Source organism: Photobacterium jeanii (assembly GCF_001650345.1).
Lineage (GTDB): Bacteria > Pseudomonadota > Gammaproteobacteria > Enterobacterales > Vibrionaceae > Photobacterium > Photobacterium jeanii.
This window is the reverse complement of the sequence record NZ_LVHF01000033.1, coordinates 585,680-601,999: the sequence shown is the minus strand read 5'-3', so window position 1 is coordinate 601,999 and position 16,320 is coordinate 585,680. Positions and strand designations below refer to the sequence as shown.

14 protein-coding genes are annotated in these 16,320 nt (G+C 43.2%); 9 read left to right on the top strand and 5 right to left on the bottom strand.

Going from position 1 to position 16,320, the window contains the following annotated elements; genetic code table 11:
• The first annotated feature begins 5 nt into the window (after positions 1-5).
• The 3 genes from A3K86_RS20110 to A3K86_RS20100 all read left to right on the top strand — a co-directional run bounded on the left by A3K86_RS20110 (position 6) and on the right by A3K86_RS20100 (position 2,888).
• Positions 6-794 carry a DUF4198 domain-containing protein gene (locus A3K86_RS20110; protein WP_068335702.1) on the top strand — a complete coding sequence of 263 codons (789 nt, stop codon included), beginning with the start codon at positions 6-8 and terminating at the stop codon, positions 792-794.
• Positions 795-1,156: 362 nt separating this feature from the next.
• Positions 1,157-1,879, top strand: coding sequence for a DUF1007 family protein (locus A3K86_RS20105; protein ID WP_084406698.1), 723 nt, complete (start codon positions 1,157-1,159; stop codon positions 1,877-1,879).
• Between the two features lie 4 nt (positions 1,880-1,883).
• A complete protein-coding gene (locus A3K86_RS20100) occupies positions 1,884-2,888 on the top strand; it encodes a nickel/cobalt transporter (protein ID WP_068335699.1) in 1,005 nt (334 codons plus the stop codon).
• An 80-nt stretch (positions 2,889-2,968) separates the two neighbouring features.
• Here A3K86_RS20100 and A3K86_RS20095 read toward each other — a convergent pair whose 3' ends face one another.
• The 3 genes from A3K86_RS20095 to A3K86_RS20085 form a co-directional block, all read right to left on the bottom strand.
• Entirely contained in the window at positions 2,969-3,328 is a 360-nt protein-coding gene (locus tag A3K86_RS20095; protein WP_068335695.1) for a diacylglycerol kinase, read from the bottom strand.
• A gap of 33 nt (positions 3,329-3,361) precedes the next feature.
• A complete protein-coding gene (eptA, locus tag A3K86_RS20090) occupies positions 3,362-4,981 on the bottom strand; it encodes a phosphoethanolamine transferase EptA (RefSeq protein ID WP_068335692.1) in 1,620 nt (539 codons plus the stop codon).
• Between the two features lie 195 nt (positions 4,982-5,176).
• A complete protein-coding gene (locus A3K86_RS20085) occupies positions 5,177-5,569 on the bottom strand; it encodes a VOC family protein (protein WP_068335689.1) in 393 nt (130 codons plus the stop codon).
• Positions 5,570-5,740: 171 nt separating this feature from the next.
• On the opposite strand from A3K86_RS20085, the gene A3K86_RS20080 reads away from it, so the two are divergent.
• Positions 5,741-6,778 carry a YdcF family protein gene (locus A3K86_RS20080; RefSeq protein WP_084406697.1) on the top strand — a complete coding sequence of 346 codons (1,038 nt, stop codon included), beginning with the start codon at positions 5,741-5,743 and terminating at the stop codon, positions 6,776-6,778.
• Positions 6,779-7,324: 546 nt separating this feature from the next.
• A complete protein-coding gene (gene dcuC, locus A3K86_RS20075; RefSeq protein WP_068335686.1) occupies positions 7,325-8,716 on the top strand; it encodes a C4-dicarboxylate transporter DcuC in 1,392 nt (463 codons plus the stop codon).
• Positions 8,717-8,828: 112 nt separating this feature from the next.
• Here the strand turns inward: dcuC and A3K86_RS23175 are convergent, their stop codons facing one another.
• Positions 8,829-10,127 carry a methyl-accepting chemotaxis protein gene (locus tag A3K86_RS23175; protein WP_068335683.1) on the bottom strand — a complete coding sequence of 433 codons (1,299 nt, stop codon included), beginning with the start codon at positions 10,125-10,127 and terminating at the stop codon, positions 8,829-8,831.
• 519 nt (positions 10,128-10,646) lie between these two features.
• On the opposite strand from A3K86_RS23175, the gene ylqF reads away from it, so the two are divergent.
• Positions 10,647-11,597 (top strand): ribosome biogenesis GTPase YlqF, encoded by a 951-nt coding sequence (ylqF, locus tag A3K86_RS20065; protein WP_068335680.1) that lies wholly within the window; start codon positions 10,647-10,649, stop codon positions 11,595-11,597.
• Positions 11,598-11,898: 301 nt separating this feature from the next.
• Positions 11,899-13,266 carry a serine hydrolase domain-containing protein gene (locus A3K86_RS20060; RefSeq protein ID WP_068335677.1) on the top strand — a complete coding sequence of 456 codons (1,368 nt, stop codon included), beginning with the start codon at positions 11,899-11,901 and terminating at the stop codon, positions 13,264-13,266.
• A 74-nt stretch (positions 13,267-13,340) separates the two neighbouring features.
• Here A3K86_RS20060 and A3K86_RS20055 read toward each other — a convergent pair whose 3' ends face one another.
• Positions 13,341-14,549, bottom strand: coding sequence for a NupC/NupG family nucleoside CNT transporter (locus tag A3K86_RS20055; protein WP_068335673.1), 1,209 nt, complete (start codon positions 14,547-14,549; stop codon positions 13,341-13,343).
• A 520-nt stretch (positions 14,550-15,069) separates the two neighbouring features.
• On the opposite strand from A3K86_RS20055, the gene A3K86_RS23095 reads away from it, so the two are divergent.
• Together A3K86_RS23095 and A3K86_RS20045 are read left to right on the top strand one after the other, a co-directional pair.
• A complete protein-coding gene (locus tag A3K86_RS23095) occupies positions 15,070-15,570 on the top strand; it encodes a type II secretion system protein (protein WP_084406696.1) in 501 nt (166 codons plus the stop codon).
• Positions 15,571-15,653: 83 nt separating this feature from the next.
• Positions 15,654-16,229 (top strand): hypothetical protein, encoded by a 576-nt coding sequence (locus tag A3K86_RS20045; protein WP_084406695.1) that lies wholly within the window; start codon positions 15,654-15,656, stop codon positions 16,227-16,229.
• Positions 16,230-16,320 lie beyond the last annotated feature (91 nt).

Below are 16,320 nucleotides of genomic sequence, written 5' to 3'. Positions count from 1 at the left end.
CGATCATGAAAAAAACGGCTCTGGCACTTGTAAGCGCAGCGACTCTTTCTTTTTCTGCGGCGAGCCATGCTCACTTCCAAATGGTTTACACACCAGATATGCAGCTTGATAAGCCTGCAACACTAGACATGAAACTAGTGTTTGGTCACCCAATGGAAAACGGCCATGTAATGGACATGGAAAAGCCAGAACAATTCTTTGTTCAGTTTAAAGATAAGCGTACTGACCTGATGTCTAAGCTGAAAGAAATCAGCTGGCAGGGTCCAGAAAACAAAGCAAAAGCATTCCAAGCTGATGTTAAAGTACAGCGTAACGGCGACTACATTTTCGCAGTAGTACCAACACCTTACTACGAGAAAAACGAAGATATCTACATCCAGCAAATCACTAAGAGCTTTGTAAACAAAGGCGCTATGCCAACAGGTTGGGAAGAGCCTCTAGGTCTGAAAACTGAGATCGTTCCACTAAACAAACCTTACCAAGTTTTCGCTGGTGGTACTTTCAGCGGTAAAGTAATCAGCGATGGTAAACCAGTTGCTGGCGCTGAATGTGAAATCGAATTTGTTAACACTGAAGTTAAACTAAAAGAGAACGCATTCGGTAAAGAAAACTACCGTGAAGAGCCTAAGTCTGCAATCGTTGCTTTCACTGATGACAACGGTGTATTCACGTTTGGTATTCCAAAAGCTGGTACTTGGGGCTTTGCATGTCTAGGCGCTGGTCCAGACACTGAATACAAAGGCAAAGAGCTTTCTCAAGATGCTGTAATCTGGGTTGAAGCAAAAGAGCTTTAATTCTTAGCAATACAAGTAATACTTGTAAGCTCATCGACTCGACAATCGATACTTAAACGGAGGCACTTGCCTCCGTTTTTTGTTTTACCCTTCTATCTAACCAGCCTTACCGACCGCTTCCAGTCCAAACTTATAGCAATCCAAGTAAGTCCCTCAGTTGAGGGCTTTCCTGCTTAATTTAAACTTTTATCACTCAAGATTTATTTTAAATTAACGTATTGATATTGAAGTTAATTAACTCAAAAACACGAGAACTATTACCTTGGTTCAGGCTAGAGCTATTTAAGAAGATCTTAGAGTGCTTTATGATAGGCAGAATGTATCACACCAAACCTACATAATTTACAATCACAACCAGCATGATGCCTTCTTTATTTGCTCAACGCCGTATCAGCAAGCCAAGCGCTTCTCATACCTCTCACACTGTGACCAAACTTTCTTTGCGCCAGCGCCTGCTTGGTAGCCTTACTCTTGGTTGCTTATTGATAAGCCCTTCAATCGCTCTTGCCCACCCCCATTCTTGGGTTGATATTCATACTCAAGTGCTAGGCGATGAACAGCACATTACTGGTTTTAAAATGGACTGGACATTCGATGCTATGACGTCGGCTTACATGCTCGATGGGGAAGACATGTCAGCAGAGAAACGTGATGCTACCTTTCAATCTATCGCCGACTCAGTAATGGATAACCTACTGCAAGAGCATTACTTCACGTACTTCTACGACAACGAGCAACCAATCAAATACAAGGTATCTCCGGGGGGAAAGCTGAGCCAAAATCGAATGAAACTCACTCTATCGTTTGAGATCCCACTCGCCAAGCCAAAACCACTGCCACAAAAACCACTAGAGCTGCGTGTTTTTGAGCCAAGTTACTATGTCGATCTTGCCTGGAAGAGTAACCAAGACATCACGTTATCACCTGAGCTTGCTAAACACTGCCAGATTCAAGTCATTAACCCCGAACCGACAGCAGAGCAAATGAGTTATGCGATGTCGCTCCCAGCAGATGCCGACCCTGATAACGCATTAGGCCAACTTTTTACGCAAACACTGACCATTGCATGTCAGTCAAAAGGATAACTTAGTGCAAACCGTCAACCAAAACCGCTTCGCACAGTGGCTTTTTTCTGGCTATGGACTAGCGACTGTACTAATGATTCTCAGCACGCTGGCCTATACCCTATGGCAAGCTTGGCCTTCGTTATTAGTCACAGGAATGCAGTGGCAACGCAACCTTAACGCATCATTAAGTGATTTACTGTTCGATGCTCAAACCGAGCCACTAAAAGCAGGTCTCAGCCTTATGAGCCTGAGCTTCTTTTATGGCGTCCTTCACTCCTTAGGACCGGGACATGGCAAAATTGTGGTATCCACCTATATCGCCACTCATCCAAGCAAAGTTAAAACCAGTTTATGGATCACGGTTCTCTCTGCTTTGGTGCAAGCTGTAGTTGCTATTGCGCTAGTGTCTGTACTCAAATTTGTTTTCAACAGCTCCATGCGTGAAGTGAGTGCTCATGCTGATACTTTTATCACCCTTAGCTTTTATGCTGTTATTGCGCTAGGTGCTGGCTTATTGCTACGCAGTGTTCGCATGCTGTGGCATGCCCGACAGCGACAAAACTGTGAACACACACATCACCACCATTCGGCTCACAGCCATGATCACCACCAATGCTGCAATCATGCCCCGAGTGCAGAACGCGTTAACCAAAGCAACTCATATAAAGAAACGCTTAGCATTATCGCCAGTATTGGTATTCGCCCTTGTACAGGCGCAATCATGGTGTTGTTATTTGCTTTGATGGTCGATATGTACTGGATGGGAATGTTGAGCGCGCTAATGATGGCGGTTGGCACTGCGATAACGACCTCTACACTCGCAATGATGACTATCACTGGTAAAAAGCTGATTCGTGTTTATTACCAAAAAAATACCGACTCACAAGCCAACGCCCAACATCCAGCCAAAGCAATGTTAGAACAATGGTTGAGCCCTGTATTACAGATTATCGGAGGCGCTGCGTTGATCCTACTTGGTACCGTCATGCTGCAATCGCAGCTCCCTGGGATGTCGAGCGTGCTTTAATCAACCAAGATACGAGACAAAAAAATCCCTGACCAACGGTCAGGGATTTTTATTTTAACTGCGAGGAAATTCACCACAGACTAAAAGAATAGGATCATACCCCAAGTCACGACAACAAGCGTCAAAGCAACAAATACCGCCGCAGAGCCAATATCTTTTGCACGTCCACTTAGCTCGTGGTACTCAGAGCCTACACGGTCTACTACCGCTTCAACCGCTGAGTTAAGTAGCTCGGTGATCACAACAACAAATAAAGTACCAATCATCACTACCTGCTCCAACTTTGTCACAGGTAAGAAAAAGGTTGCTGCTGTCATGAGTACTAGCAGTACGATTTCTTGGCGAAAAGCCGCTTCATGTTGCCACGCAGCCTTTAGACCTTTAATGGAATAACCAGTCGCATCAATCACGCGTTTAATGCCAGTAGCACCAGGTTTCATTCTTTTTCCTCAAACTCTTTTAAATCAAGCGAATTACGATGCATTGTTCGCACAAGTCGCAAACATATCTAGCTCAGATTTGTATTCGCTAGTAGACACATCCATCAAACCAAGTAGTGAGTGGAAGAAGTTGTCTTGTGAGTATTCACCTTGTGCAGCTTTCTTCAAACACTCAGTATCCAAATTATGCTTTTGAGTAAAGCTATCAGACATCCAAGTTACCATTGGTACATGTGTTTGCGTATCTGGTGCAATCGCATACGGCAGACCGTGAAGGTAAACACCGTTCTCACCTAGGGATTCACCATGGTCAGAAACGTAAAGCATCGCAGTGTTAAACTTATCTTCTTTCGCTTTCAATACATCAATTACTTCACTCAATAGGAAGTCAGTGTAAAGCAAGGTGTTATCGTAAGTATTGATTAACTCTTCTTCGTTACACTTCTGAATTTCAGCGGTATCACACGTTGGTGTGAACTTCTTAAACTCATCAGGGTAGCGCTTAAAGTATGTTGGACCATGACTACCTAGTAGGTGAAGTACAATCACACCATCGTTTTCTAGTGATGAAATATGTTCATCTAAACCGTTAAGCAGTACGCCATCAAAACAGGTACCCCAGCGACACATCTCTTCATCTTGGGTTGAACGCGCATCGATGTATGCCACGCGGTCACACGCACCTTTACAACCACTGTTATTGTTCTTCCAAAGAACATCAATACCTGCATGCTTAATGATATCTAGCACACCTTCTTGACGACGAGCTGTCGATGCATTGTACTCAGACTTAGTCATGTTCGAGAACATACAAGGTACTGAGATAGCCGTCGATGTACCGCATGAGCTTACATTCGGGTAGTTAATTACGCCCTCTTGTTTTGCTAGGTATTCGTTGGTGTCTTTCTCGTAACCATTGAACGAAGAGTTCATTGCACGTGCGGTTTCACCAACCACAACAACAAGTACGTTTTTACGCTCGTTACCTTCGTTACCATTGACTGCATCAGTACCAATTTGTACGAAAGGCAAATTCGCTTCATACAGACGGTTCTTCGCAACACGGAAAGTCGCGGTGATGTAGTTAGTTGGGTTTAGCATCGACTTGATTTCCGTGTTATTACGGATCAGCGACGCATAATCTTTGTAGTAAAGAGAAGCGATAATTGCTACAACCGCCACTGAGCCAACGATGCTCAACAGCTTAAATAGCACTTCTTTGATCCAGCCATTGAAATTGACTTGGACACGGCTCATTACAATCAGCGGAATGATCGCTAATGCAGTGAACCAAAGGATCACTGACATAGACATGTAGCTTGTCGCTTCATTGGTATCGGTTTCAATAACGTTTACGATCATGTCGTAGTCAAGAACCACACCGTATTGGTGCATACCAAAAGTTGCTGCTGCAGAGATCAGTACAATCAAGCCAATAATTGCACGATGCAAATAAGGCCAAGTGAACAAGGTAAACACCACGTTCATGATTGCCAGAATGAAGAAAGGCAGCGAAAGCTTAAAGCCTAGAGTCGCGTCAGGTAGTGAGTCGAAGATAACATCTAGTCGCTCCCACAACGCAATATTCTGAAATATAGTAAAAAATAAAGCGATTAGCAGTGTATATAAAATGCTATTTAAGCGGATTTTCATGTATGTAACGCCAGTATTTTTCGTTTCCTAAGAAACTGGTCAAAAATTCCTCCGGATTATGCACGTCATGCAAAAAAAAGTAAAAACTAATTGTGTAAAAGTCGTTGCAAAAAAATCCAGTTATTCTATTAATTCAAAAACTTAATGTGCCACCCATACCCTACTGGTGGCACATAATTCATCCAACATATCGTACTAACAATCTTTCTCTTCATACGTAATGACTGAAATAATTGCGCCTGCAGCATCAAAGAACGCACACAGACGGCCAACACCGGGTACATCCATTGCTGGATAAACCGCTTTACCCCCTGCCGCTTCAGCTTTAGCAACAGTTGCATCTACGTCATCTACCGTAATATATGTCCCCCAGTAATTGGGCATATCTTGGACACCTTCAGGTTTTGCCATAATGCCACCGACTGGCTCTCCTCCAGCTTTGACCACATGGTAAATCCCACCCGGCATTTCCATCGCTTCAACTTCCCACCCTATCACTTGCTGATAAAACTTCACCGCCTCAGCGGGGTCATCAACAATCAATTCAGACCAACTGAATGCGCCATGTTGTTTAAATGGATTATTCATTACTCGCTCCTATTTGGCTTTGCCTCTCAAACAACATAGACCAAGTTCTAGCAATATGGCGGCTACCCAAAGCAGATAAATGAAAGCGTTGATATCTTGGCTAGTATTCTTACGTAAAAATCTCACCCCATAACAAATCATTGAAAATTAAATAAAAAGGTTAAATCTGTTATGCTAGCCAGCACTAGCATCACTGTTACGGACAACACAACTATGCTTACCCACCACATAGAAGCCGCTTACAAAGCTTATTGCACCCCTAATCGTCACCACTTTGAATATGACAATCAATGTGGCAGTAACTTGGATGGAGCGCTTCATTACTTAGCACTTGCTCACAGCGCAGCACCCACACAAATCGATATCGCTATCACACAAGCCAACATTTTGAGCTTTCAAGGTAAGTTATCTTCTGCCCTACACCTTTATCGCCGTTGTGTTACTCAGGCCAATAGTGAAGCAGAGTATTGCTTAGCACTCACCTACTTAATGGTTTGGCACCATTACTTAGCCGAACACGAATTAGTTGAACACTATCGCCAACAATTACATGCCCTCTCACCACAAGTTGCTATACGTGTGACTCATCTACTTCGAACGCTTGAAGCCACCTTGGTGAAACCCATTAATTACGAGCTCGCTAAAGTCTCAATCGCTAGCCCACAATGGGCTCAACGCCCCATTAAACATTCAGCGATTGTCGTGCTGGGTTATAAGCTAAATAATGATGGAACAATTCCTGAGATGCTTGAGGAAAGATTACAAACGGCACTCACCGTTATTAATGCAACGCCAGAATGCCCAGTGATAGTGACGGGCGGCTTGGCACAAAATGGGATCACTGAAGCACAAGCAATGAAAGCTTGGCTCGTCGATCATCATGTCCCAGTTACGCGGATTTGGATAGAAGATCAGGCAACCAACACTTTAGATAACGCCAGCTATACCTTAGATATCCTCCACCAGCTAGATATTGATAAGATCTGCTTAGTCAGTGCATCTATCCATGTTCACCGCAGTGAAATCATTTTTGCTACCACGCAATTAACGCAACCAAAAGCGATGATATCCGTCGAACACTACGCAGTAAAAGATGGTTTGAGCACTGGTGAGAATTTAAAAGATAAAGTGCGGCTTGATTGTTACATCGATGCCTTGAGAAGCTTCGGCCTACCTGCTTTTAATTGCCTCCCGTTTATTCAAGCTTAATATGCAAGTATGCTCATTTAATTGAATAGCAGATCGTATATTTAATAAACAAGCCTCATTACCTTTCCTTAGACTTAAATGAGGCTATTCCTTCTAAAAGCTTTGTTTAATTAATTCACCAACACATTCTTACTAATACTCTTAGTTAGGTAGTCACTCAATCAATAAAAGAAGAGGCATTCACCAACCAAATAAAATCACAGAATGAATTAGATTTATGACTAATTTATTTTTGCAAAGTAACATTGATAAAATAACAAAAAGCCATTCACATAATATCCATTTAAAATCATCACCTTAAACTCGGCAATCGATTCGCCCCGCATATTATCCCAGTTATCAACAACATACATCCATCACAAAACAATTTCAGCATGCAATATAAGATCTGCCCGCCAGTATTTAATTATTTACAGCACATTTTATTTATTCGCTTATTAATCGGTTCACTCCGAATTAGTTGAATATTTGCTAACGAATGTTTTCGTCACCTTTAATCCCCCAATTATCGGTGACGTTTTACCATGATGTCATTTAAGGGAAATTATGTTATCGATAATCATTGCATTGGTAGTAACAGGTTTTGTTGCCGCCTTTGTACTCAAGGGATATAAAGCACAAGCAATTTTGATGGCCGGCGGTATCGTATTAATGGTCGCTGCGATGTTAATTGGTCAGAACGTGCCATTACCAAAAAACATCTCGACAGGCTCTGAATGGCTGGATGTTTTCCAATTCATCAAAATGACCTTCTCTTCGCAAAGTGCAGGGTTAGGTTTAAAAATCATGGCTATCGCCGGTTTTGCATTTTACATGCATGAAATCGGAGCCTCTGAAGCATTGGTACGCGTTTTAACGCGCCCGCTTGCCCGCATCAAACACATGCCGTACTTCTTCATGGCGATGTGTTTCATTATTGGTGAGTTCCTATCTATCTTCATCACCAGCGCCTCTGGCTTGGGTGTGCTATTGATGGTGACCTTATACCCATTAATGCGCAGTGTTGGCCTAAGCCGTCTATCGGCCTGTGCACCGATCGCCACAGCCGTTGCCGTTGAAATGGGACCAGGCCAAGGTAACGTTAACTTCGCTGCTGAAATCATTGGTATTGATGTTGTCGATTACGTAGTGGAATACCAACTTGTTGTTGCAACAGCCGCACTGATTACTATCGCCCTACTTCATGTCGTTATCCAAAAATACTTTGATGTGAAAAGTGGACATATCGCTTCAGAGCACCGTCACCTTGCAGAACAAACAACGACAGAAACTAGCGTTGGTGAAGATGGTAAACCACTGGCACCGACTATCTACGCAATCTTGCCCGTTGTTCCACTTGTTTTAATCTTCACTTTCAGCAAGTTAATGATTAGCTCAATTAAAATGGACGTGACAACCGCCATGTTCGTTTCCATTGTACTAACACTGTTCTTTGAATACTTCCGCCGTGGCGACGCGAAAAAAGTGATCGACTCTATCCAAATCTTCTTCGATGGTATGGGTCGCCAGTTCGCAAACGTGGTGACTTTCATCGTTGCGGGTCAAACATTTGCTCAAGGGCTAAAAACCATTGGTGCCATTGATGTGATTGTAAATGCGGCAGAAACAGCGGGATTTGGCCCAGTGATGATGACTATTGTGATGGTTGCCATCATTATGGTTTCTGCAGTGCTAATGGGCTCAGGCAACGCTGCCTTCTTCTCATTTGCGAACTTAGTGCCTGATATTGCATCGAAGATGGGTATTGCACCTGTGGTAATGCTACTGCCAATGCAGTTTGTGGCGGGTATGAGCCGTAACATCTCACCTATCGCGCCAAACATGGTAGCTATCGCAGGTGTTGCTGAAGTATCACCGTTCGAGCTAGCAAAACGCACCGCTGTACCTATGATTGGCGGTATTTTGATCTCTGTCTTTGTCAGCATCACAAGCTTCTAAGCTATAAAGATCCAAAGACAACCTAAAATGAAACAAGCCAGAGTTAAACTCTGGCTTGTTTGTGTATTTTGCTGAAAACTAAAGTATTAACTAGCCTAAGCCAGACCTAGACTTAGCTTTCCGACAAACTCATCACCGTCTGCGAAACATTCTCTGCCCCAGTGTGGATTTCATCCATCACAGTTGAGACTTCGGCAATCTTGTTCATGCCTTCACTACTAATTGTCGCCACTTCACGCATACTGCTTGTTACGCGATCGGTTAAGTTACGGTTTTCAGCAACAACGGCAGCAATCTCATTGGTTGACTGGCTGGTACGTGAAGCAAGCTGACGCACTTCATCGGCAACCACAGCAAAACCGCGCCCTTGCTCACCAGCACGAGCCGCTTCAATTGCCGCATTCAGCGCAAGCAAGTTGGTTTGGTCGGCAATCTCTTTGATCGTTGAAACAATCGCTTCAATATTCTGAGACTTGGTATTGAGCAATTGAATTTGCTCCGAAGTACTTTCAACTTGCTCAGAAATTTTTGCTGAAACCTGCACCGAATCATTCAGTAACTCAGAGCCTTGTTTTGCTATCTGTGCGGTTTCTACCGAAGTGCTGTAAGCAACATCAGCGGCTTGCGCGACAGCTTCGCTTTTATTAATTTGCGCGGTGATATTTGAAGCAAACTTGATCACTTTAACCACTTTACCCGACGCATCAATAATCGGATTGTAAGTCGCTTCTAACCAAACATTTTCGCCATAGCTGTTCTTACGTAAAAACTGCCCCGAGTTAAATTGACCTTTTGCTAAGTCTTGCCAAAACGTTGGGTTTTCAGCATAAAAGTCATCATGACAGAACATGCGGTGATGCTGACCTTTGATCTGCTCTAGTGAATAACCTACTGTATCTAAAAAGTTTTGGTTCGCAGTTAAAATGGTACCAGTAGGTTCAAATTCGATAGTTGCTTGAGAACGGTTCAGCGCAGACAAAACACTTTCTTGCGCAATCGAGGCATTCTTTGACTGCGTCACATCCGTTGCAATCTTCATCACCTTAATAACTGAGCCGTTTTGTTTAATAGGGAAATAGGTTGCTTCAAGCCAAACCAAATCACCCAGCTTACTCTTACGCTCAAAGGTCCCCTTTACACACTGACCCATTTTTAGCGTTTGCCAAAACTGACGATATTCAGCACTATTGACATGATCACTAAAGCACATGGTTGAGTGATGCTTTCCTAACACTTCATCCGTCTGATAACCCATGATGTTTAGGAAAGGCTGATTAACATCAATAACATGCCCTTCTAGGTCAAACTCTATCGTTGCCATGCAAGAATGAATGGAGTCAAGCGTAGCTCTTAACTGCTCAAGCTCCGCTTGCGCTTCGGCAAACTGTCTCTTCAATTGTCGGTTAAACATTTACTATCTCTTATTATCTTTTTTACACGTCGCACAGTATAAAACGACAGCGCTTCATACTTTTTTACGATAGTGTAATGCAATAATGAAGGGATGCAATCTGTTTAAAACGCCATTTTTAATTCTTTTTTACGACCTATTAGACAACCATATAGTGTATTTAAGACACATTACGAAAAAGCGTTCATCGAAACACATAACCAAGGTCACAAAGAACAAACAGCCTCATCCATTACCACGCAAACTGAACAAAACCAGCACTCTGTTTTATTGATAAAAAATTAATCTGTTTTCTAGTTCCCATGCCTAAATGTCATACTTTTCACTTTATAATTTACTCAAACACATCAACACAGTTCAGTAACTCGTAAAAGTCATTCCATAAGGTCAACAAAGATTTTATGTCTGCCGCTGGCTGAGTTAAACTTCGTAAATTAATGATTATATGTGCCATGATGTGAGTTGAGTTCATTCTCCTCCCAAATTCATGTCACAGCGACCAATAGAGTTACCAGTCCCATGTCTAATACGATTCAGTGGTTTCCAGGCCATATGCACAAGGCGCGTAAGGAAATCGAAGAAGTTTTACCGAAGATCGATGTGATCATCGAAGTACTTGATGCCCGTATTCCTTTCAGTAGTGAAAACCCACTGATCAAAACTTTCCGCCAGAAGAACGACAAGCCTGTTGTTAAAGTGCTTAACAAACGCGACCTTGCCGATCCTGAAATGACTGAACGCTGGATTGAGCACTTAGAGCAAGATCAAGGCGTAAAAGCAATTGCTATCACCACAGAGCAAATCTCTGAGGTTCAAAAGATCACCGAGCTTTGCCGCAAACTTGCTCCGCACCGTGAAGAAATGGGTAAGAACATTCGTACCATGATCATGGGGATTCCGAATGTTGGTAAATCGACTATCATCAACACCTTAGCGGGTCGTACTGTTGCTGTAACAGGTAACCAGCCAGCGGTAACGCGTCAGCAGCAACGAATCAACCTGCAAAACGGTATCGTATTGTCTGACACTCCAGGGATCTTGTGGCCAAAAGTTGAAAACCCACACAGTGGTTTCCGCCTAGCAGCGACAGGTGCTGTAAAAGATACCGCGATGGATTACATCGATGTCGCTTTCTTCACTATCGAATACCTGATGCAAGCCTACCCTGATCTAATTAAAGCCCGCTACGATCTTGATGATGATCTTCCTGAGTCTGAAATTGAGCTAATGGAAGCCATTGGTCGCAAACGTGGCTGTCTGAAATCTGGTGGTCGTGTTGATCTACACAAAGCATCAGAAATTCTGATCAACGAACTTCGCAACGGTACTTTGGGTCACATCACAATGGAACGCCCTGAGATGATCACTGAAGAGCTGATCAAAGTTGCAGAAGATAACGAGCGTAAAGCAGAAGAAAAAGCGAAGAAAAAAGAAGAGCGTCGTAAGCGCTACCTTCGTAACAAGCGCTAATTCTATAAGCAACAGCTGCTTATCTAAGCATTTTGACAAACTCCCTTTGAACGCAATGTTCAAAGGGAGTTTTTATCTAACAGGCAAAAATACACCAGCTGCTTGTAAGCCATAAACATCCTCCTAACGACATTTTTGCGAATAAGTTATCACTCCTCTGTAACTGTGCTTTCTCACATTTGGCGGGGCTAACAGTTCTGTCGCAAAGCTCAGCTTTGCCCTATAACAACAATGGCTTAGCGCCACTTACTGTTATGGTAAGTGCTATATTTGTGTGTGCTACGTTAAACTAGAGGACACCATGCGCTTACCTTTATACTCCTTTGCTGCTTGCCTAGTCGCACAAGCTATTACCATGCCTACAGCCGCCTTTGCTAACGATGCTTCTACACCTAGCGTCGAAATAAGCGCTACCACTCCAGTACCTTCGTTAAAAGAAAGTGTTGCCAATTACCTCAAACACCAAAACCAGCATGGGCAGTTTAGTGGTAATGTCTTAATCGCCGACAACAACACTATCCTTTTCGAACAATCGTTAGGGCTGGCTGATGTTCAGAGCAATCGGGCGATTAATAACGGTAATCTATTCAAAGTTGGTTCAATCACTAAGCAATTTACTGCCGCTGCAATTTTACGTTTAGCAGAGCAAGGAAAACTCAGTTTAACCACCACGGTTGATCGTTATTTTCCGAATTTGGCTAAAGGCGATAAAATCACCGTCTTAAACTTGCTCGATCATACCGCTGGTCTGCAACGTGATACGGCGTGGCGTGATAGCCCTAAGCAGTGCCGTAGCCAAGCGATGATCCGCACCATCACTAAAACAAGCCATACTTATCCGCCTGCACTTCGCTACAATTTCAGCCATGCTAATTACCTCTTGCTAGGTAGCATCATTGAGCAGGTCTCAGGTATCGATTACAACACCTTTATCGATCAAGAGTTTCTTCGCCCTTTGGACATGAAAGACAGTAGCATGAAGCTCACGCTTTCTTTCCAGCTCGCGAAATCTTATGAAATCTCTGGGCTTATAAATGCCCACATCACGCCAACAGAGTGTGCATGGGCGGCAGGTGGCTTAATTACGACATCGCATGATTTACTGCAATGGAACCGAGCCCTTCACAGCGGCAATGTGGTATCCCAATCATCACTAGAAACCATGTACCGCCACCAGCTGGGGATGATTAAAAGCGACTATAACGGTGCACCGCTTTATAGTATGGAAGGTAACATTGATGGCTTTAAGGCTTTGCTGACTTACCAACCTCAGCAAGAGCGCAGCATCATTGCACTCAGCAATTATCAGAATACGAACTTGTCGCTTCTCACCACAGATCTATTGCGATTAACTAACGGCGAGAGTGCTATCAACAAAGTTTCCGCACCAAAGAGTGACACCGTAACCTGGCAGGTCAACAAAGATCTGGTCGGCAATTATCAAGATAACCTCGGCGTGCCACTACAAATTGTCTATGAGGAGGGAGCGTTAACCGCGAAGGTTAATCAAGCCAATATTCCTTTGGTTGTGAAAAACAGCCATAGCCTGTATGCCGAAGGGATAGACAACAAAATCCGAGTAAATCGCCATGCAAACAACACAACCCGAGAAATTGTGTTTTTCTCGCGTGATGGGCGCTATCTCTCTCGGTTTGTGCGGGTCGAGTAAGCCCTCCACTATATACGTAAAAAGCCGCAGCTAATTGCTGCGGCTTTCTCTTTTCTACTCAGCGTAGGTTTTCATTATAGCGTAACGAAAATACCTGCTAGAGCTGCACTCATAAGGTTTGCTAGTGTTGCAGCTAGTACAGCTTTAAAGCCTAAGCTTGCAACATCACTGCGACGCTCTGGTGCCATCACACCGATTGAGCCAATTTGAATAGCAATCGAACCAATGTTAGCGAAACCACACAGTGCAAAAGTGATGATCACTTGGCTTTGTGCAGACAACGTCTCTTTTACGCTTACGAAATCAAGGAATGCAACGAACTCATTCAGGATCATCTTCTGACCAATGAATGCACCGGCTTGAAGCATTTCCGTTGCTGGTACACCAATAATGAATGCAAGTGGTGAGAAAACATAACCCAGAATACTTTGTAGCGTTAGACCTTCAAAGCCAGCCCAACCGCCAACCATTTCTAGACCAGCATTGGCCATTGCAATCACACTCACGAAAGCAATCAGCATAGTACCAATAGCAACCGCCACTTTCATACCGTTCATAGCACCTGCAGCCAATGCATCAATCATGTTGCTGTGGTCGCTTTTCGCCATCTCGATTTCAGTTTGCTCAACCGCAACGCTCTGCTCTGGTACCAAGATTTTCGCCATTAGAAGACTACCCGGTGCCGCCATAAAGCTTGCTGCGATAAGGTATTTCAAATCAACACCAAGACCTGCGTAACCGCCCAGCACACTACCAGCTACAGATGCCATACCACCTGTCATTACAGCGAATAGTTCAGAGCGAGTCATTTGAGGAAGGAAAGGCTTAACGAGAAGAGGCGATTCGCCTTGAGAAAGGAAGATGTTACCAGTAGCAACTAATGATTCAGCACGGCTAGTACCAAGAAGACGCTGAATACCACCACCGATCACTTTGATGATCCACTGCATCACACCAAGATGGTAAAGCAAAGAAATTAAAGCACTAATGAAAATAACAAGAGGAAGGACGCGAATTGCAAAAATAAAACCACTGGTAGCGAGATCACCAAATAAGAACTTGATCCCTTCATCGGCAAAACCAAGGACGCTAGCAACACCACTGCTCATTGCCCCTAATAACTTTTGCCCTAACGGTACATACAATACCAAAGCAGCAAAGCCAGCCTGCAAAAACATTGCCCCGCCAACTGTTCGCCAGTTGATTGCTTTGCGGTTTTCAGAAAGTGCGCATGCGCACGCTACCAGTACCAAGATACCGGCGATACTAATTAACAACTGCATTATTTCGTCCTGCTAAGTCTTTTTAAATGGATTGCGAAAAATGAAGGTGTTACTGCCTGCTGCAATAGAGGAACAACTGCTTTTGGGGAAAAAGCAAAATAGGAAGGTTCTGAAGAAAAATCTTCAGAAAACAAAGAGATGTCTGTCCAACTAAACAACATACAAGTCACCTTGATTAACAAGCTAATACGTTGCCGGTCCAACTCCGTGGGTCGTTCACTATTCCATTGTGACAGCTTGTAATAAGGTGGCTGAACTCGAGGGTTCTGACCGGAAGCGGAGTATATAGAGATCAGGATCACAATCACAACTTTAACGGCAAAAAGAATCGTGTTCTAAACGCGTTTGAACGCTTTTTAAACAAAAAACTTCAGTGAAACGTTTGCGTAATAGCGCTCTTTAATTTGAGCTAGACCATAACTATTGGTTAAACATCAAATATAAAACTGGTTTTATTTGCATCTCAAATAACTCGAGCCTATTGTGATTATAACTCCCCTTGATATGCCAGGAGTGTCACATGAAGAAAGGTTTTACACTTATCGAGCTAGTTGTTGTTATCGTGATTTTAGGTATCTTGTCTGTTTTTGCTGCGCCACGCTTTTTAAACATCCAATCTGATGCACGTATTTCAACCCTACAAGGTTTTCAAGGGGCGCTTCAGGGGGCTGATGGCATTGTTTATGGCAAAGCCATTATTCAAGGGTTAGAAAAAATTGAAGCGGTCCATCTCGATGGCAGCTTGGTAAAAACAGGACAAAGCTCAACCTCTATTGAGCTTAAATACGGACATCCAACCCAAAGCAAAGAAAATGTGCTCAAAGCCATGACCGCAGATCTGCAAATTACCGATATCGAAATCCCCGCAACCAAGGAATACTACGACTTAGGCATATACGCTTATCATGGCGAACTGGAACTAGATCAAGATACCATTGAAAACGGGGCGTGTTACCTGAGAGTCCTCAATAAAAGGAACACAGGGGAACTCGCCTATCTGTTGGTCGATGGTGGCTGCTAATCCTAAATTGGGAATGACTGACCTAGCACTCAATAGTTAAAATTTGGCATAATGCCCTTAGCCCCATTAACACATTACGTATTATGCCAATTATTTCTTTCCCACAATGTGTTCACTCTATTGCTAAATGGGCTATGGCAGCGGCTTTATCACTACCTATGTTCGTACAAGCGAACAGCTTTGTTGATGATGTTAAGCTGCTGAACTACAAAGACACTTATGGCAATGTCAAAATTCCCAGCCAAATTACAATGGATCTGCCCGATCCTCTTATTGTCAAAGGCCACCTTAACTTAGAAAAAAGCCAAATCAGACGTTTACCATCCATTATTAAGGTTGGTGGCAACCTTAACCTCGCTTATAGCCAGGTTATGCAGCTTCCACGCAACCTAACCGTAAAAGGCTATATCAACCTCGCTCACTCTCAAGTTAAATTCCTTAATGGCGGCATGCGAGTAATGGGCGACTTAAGCTTAATGGGAACCCGAATTAAGCAGCTACCACCATTTTTATATGTTGGCGGTAATTTATACCTCAATAACACGCTCATTACGGAGTTGCCTCAATACCTCACGGTTCAAGGTGATATCTATCTCGGAGGTATTAAAATCAAAAAAGTCGGTGAGAACGTCAATGTCGGTGGCGTCATTTATCAATAGTGTACTAAGTTAAAAAACGCCAAAAGCAAACGATTACATTTTGTGTGATTCAAATATCAGCCAGAACAAAGTAAAACTTACCAACTAATAA

Excerpts from the sequence above, each read along its gene's own strand:
- ylqF (WP_068335680.1), top strand. The coding sequence starts at position 10,647 with ATGTCTAATACGATTCAGTGGTTTCCAGGCCATATGCACAAGGCGCGT.
- A3K86_RS20055 (WP_068335673.1), bottom strand. The coding sequence starts at position 14,549 with ATGCAGTTGTTAATTAGTATCGCCGGTATCTTGGTACTGGTAGCGTGC.
- A3K86_RS20095 (WP_068335695.1), bottom strand. The coding sequence starts at position 3,328 with ATGAAACCTGGTGCTACTGGCATTAAACGCGTGATTGATGCGACTGGT.
- dcuC (WP_068335686.1), top strand. The coding sequence starts at position 7,325 with ATGTTATCGATAATCATTGCATTGGTAGTAACAGGTTTTGTTGCCGCC.
- A3K86_RS23095 (WP_084406696.1), top strand. The coding sequence starts at position 15,070 with ATGAAGAAAGGTTTTACACTTATCGAGCTAGTTGTTGTTATCGTGATT.
- eptA (WP_068335692.1), bottom strand. The coding sequence starts at position 4,981 with ATGAAAATCCGCTTAAATAGCATTTTATATACACTGCTAATCGCTTTA.
- A3K86_RS20045 (WP_084406695.1), top strand. The coding sequence starts at position 15,654 with ATGCCAATTATTTCTTTCCCACAATGTGTTCACTCTATTGCTAAATGG.
- A3K86_RS20060 (WP_068335677.1), top strand. The coding sequence starts at position 11,899 with ATGCGCTTACCTTTATACTCCTTTGCTGCTTGCCTAGTCGCACAAGCT.
- A3K86_RS20085 (WP_068335689.1), bottom strand. The coding sequence starts at position 5,569 with ATGAATAATCCATTTAAACAACATGGCGCATTCAGTTGGTCTGAATTG.
- A3K86_RS20105 (WP_084406698.1), top strand. The coding sequence starts at position 1,157 with ATGCCTTCTTTATTTGCTCAACGCCGTATCAGCAAGCCAAGCGCTTCT.
- A3K86_RS23175 (WP_068335683.1), bottom strand. The coding sequence starts at position 10,127 with ATGTTTAACCGACAATTGAAGAGACAGTTTGCCGAAGCGCAAGCGGAG.
- A3K86_RS20110 (WP_068335702.1), top strand. The coding sequence starts at position 6 with ATGAAAAAAACGGCTCTGGCACTTGTAAGCGCAGCGACTCTTTCTTTT.
- A3K86_RS20080 (WP_084406697.1), top strand. The coding sequence starts at position 5,741 with ATGCTAGCCAGCACTAGCATCACTGTTACGGACAACACAACTATGCTT.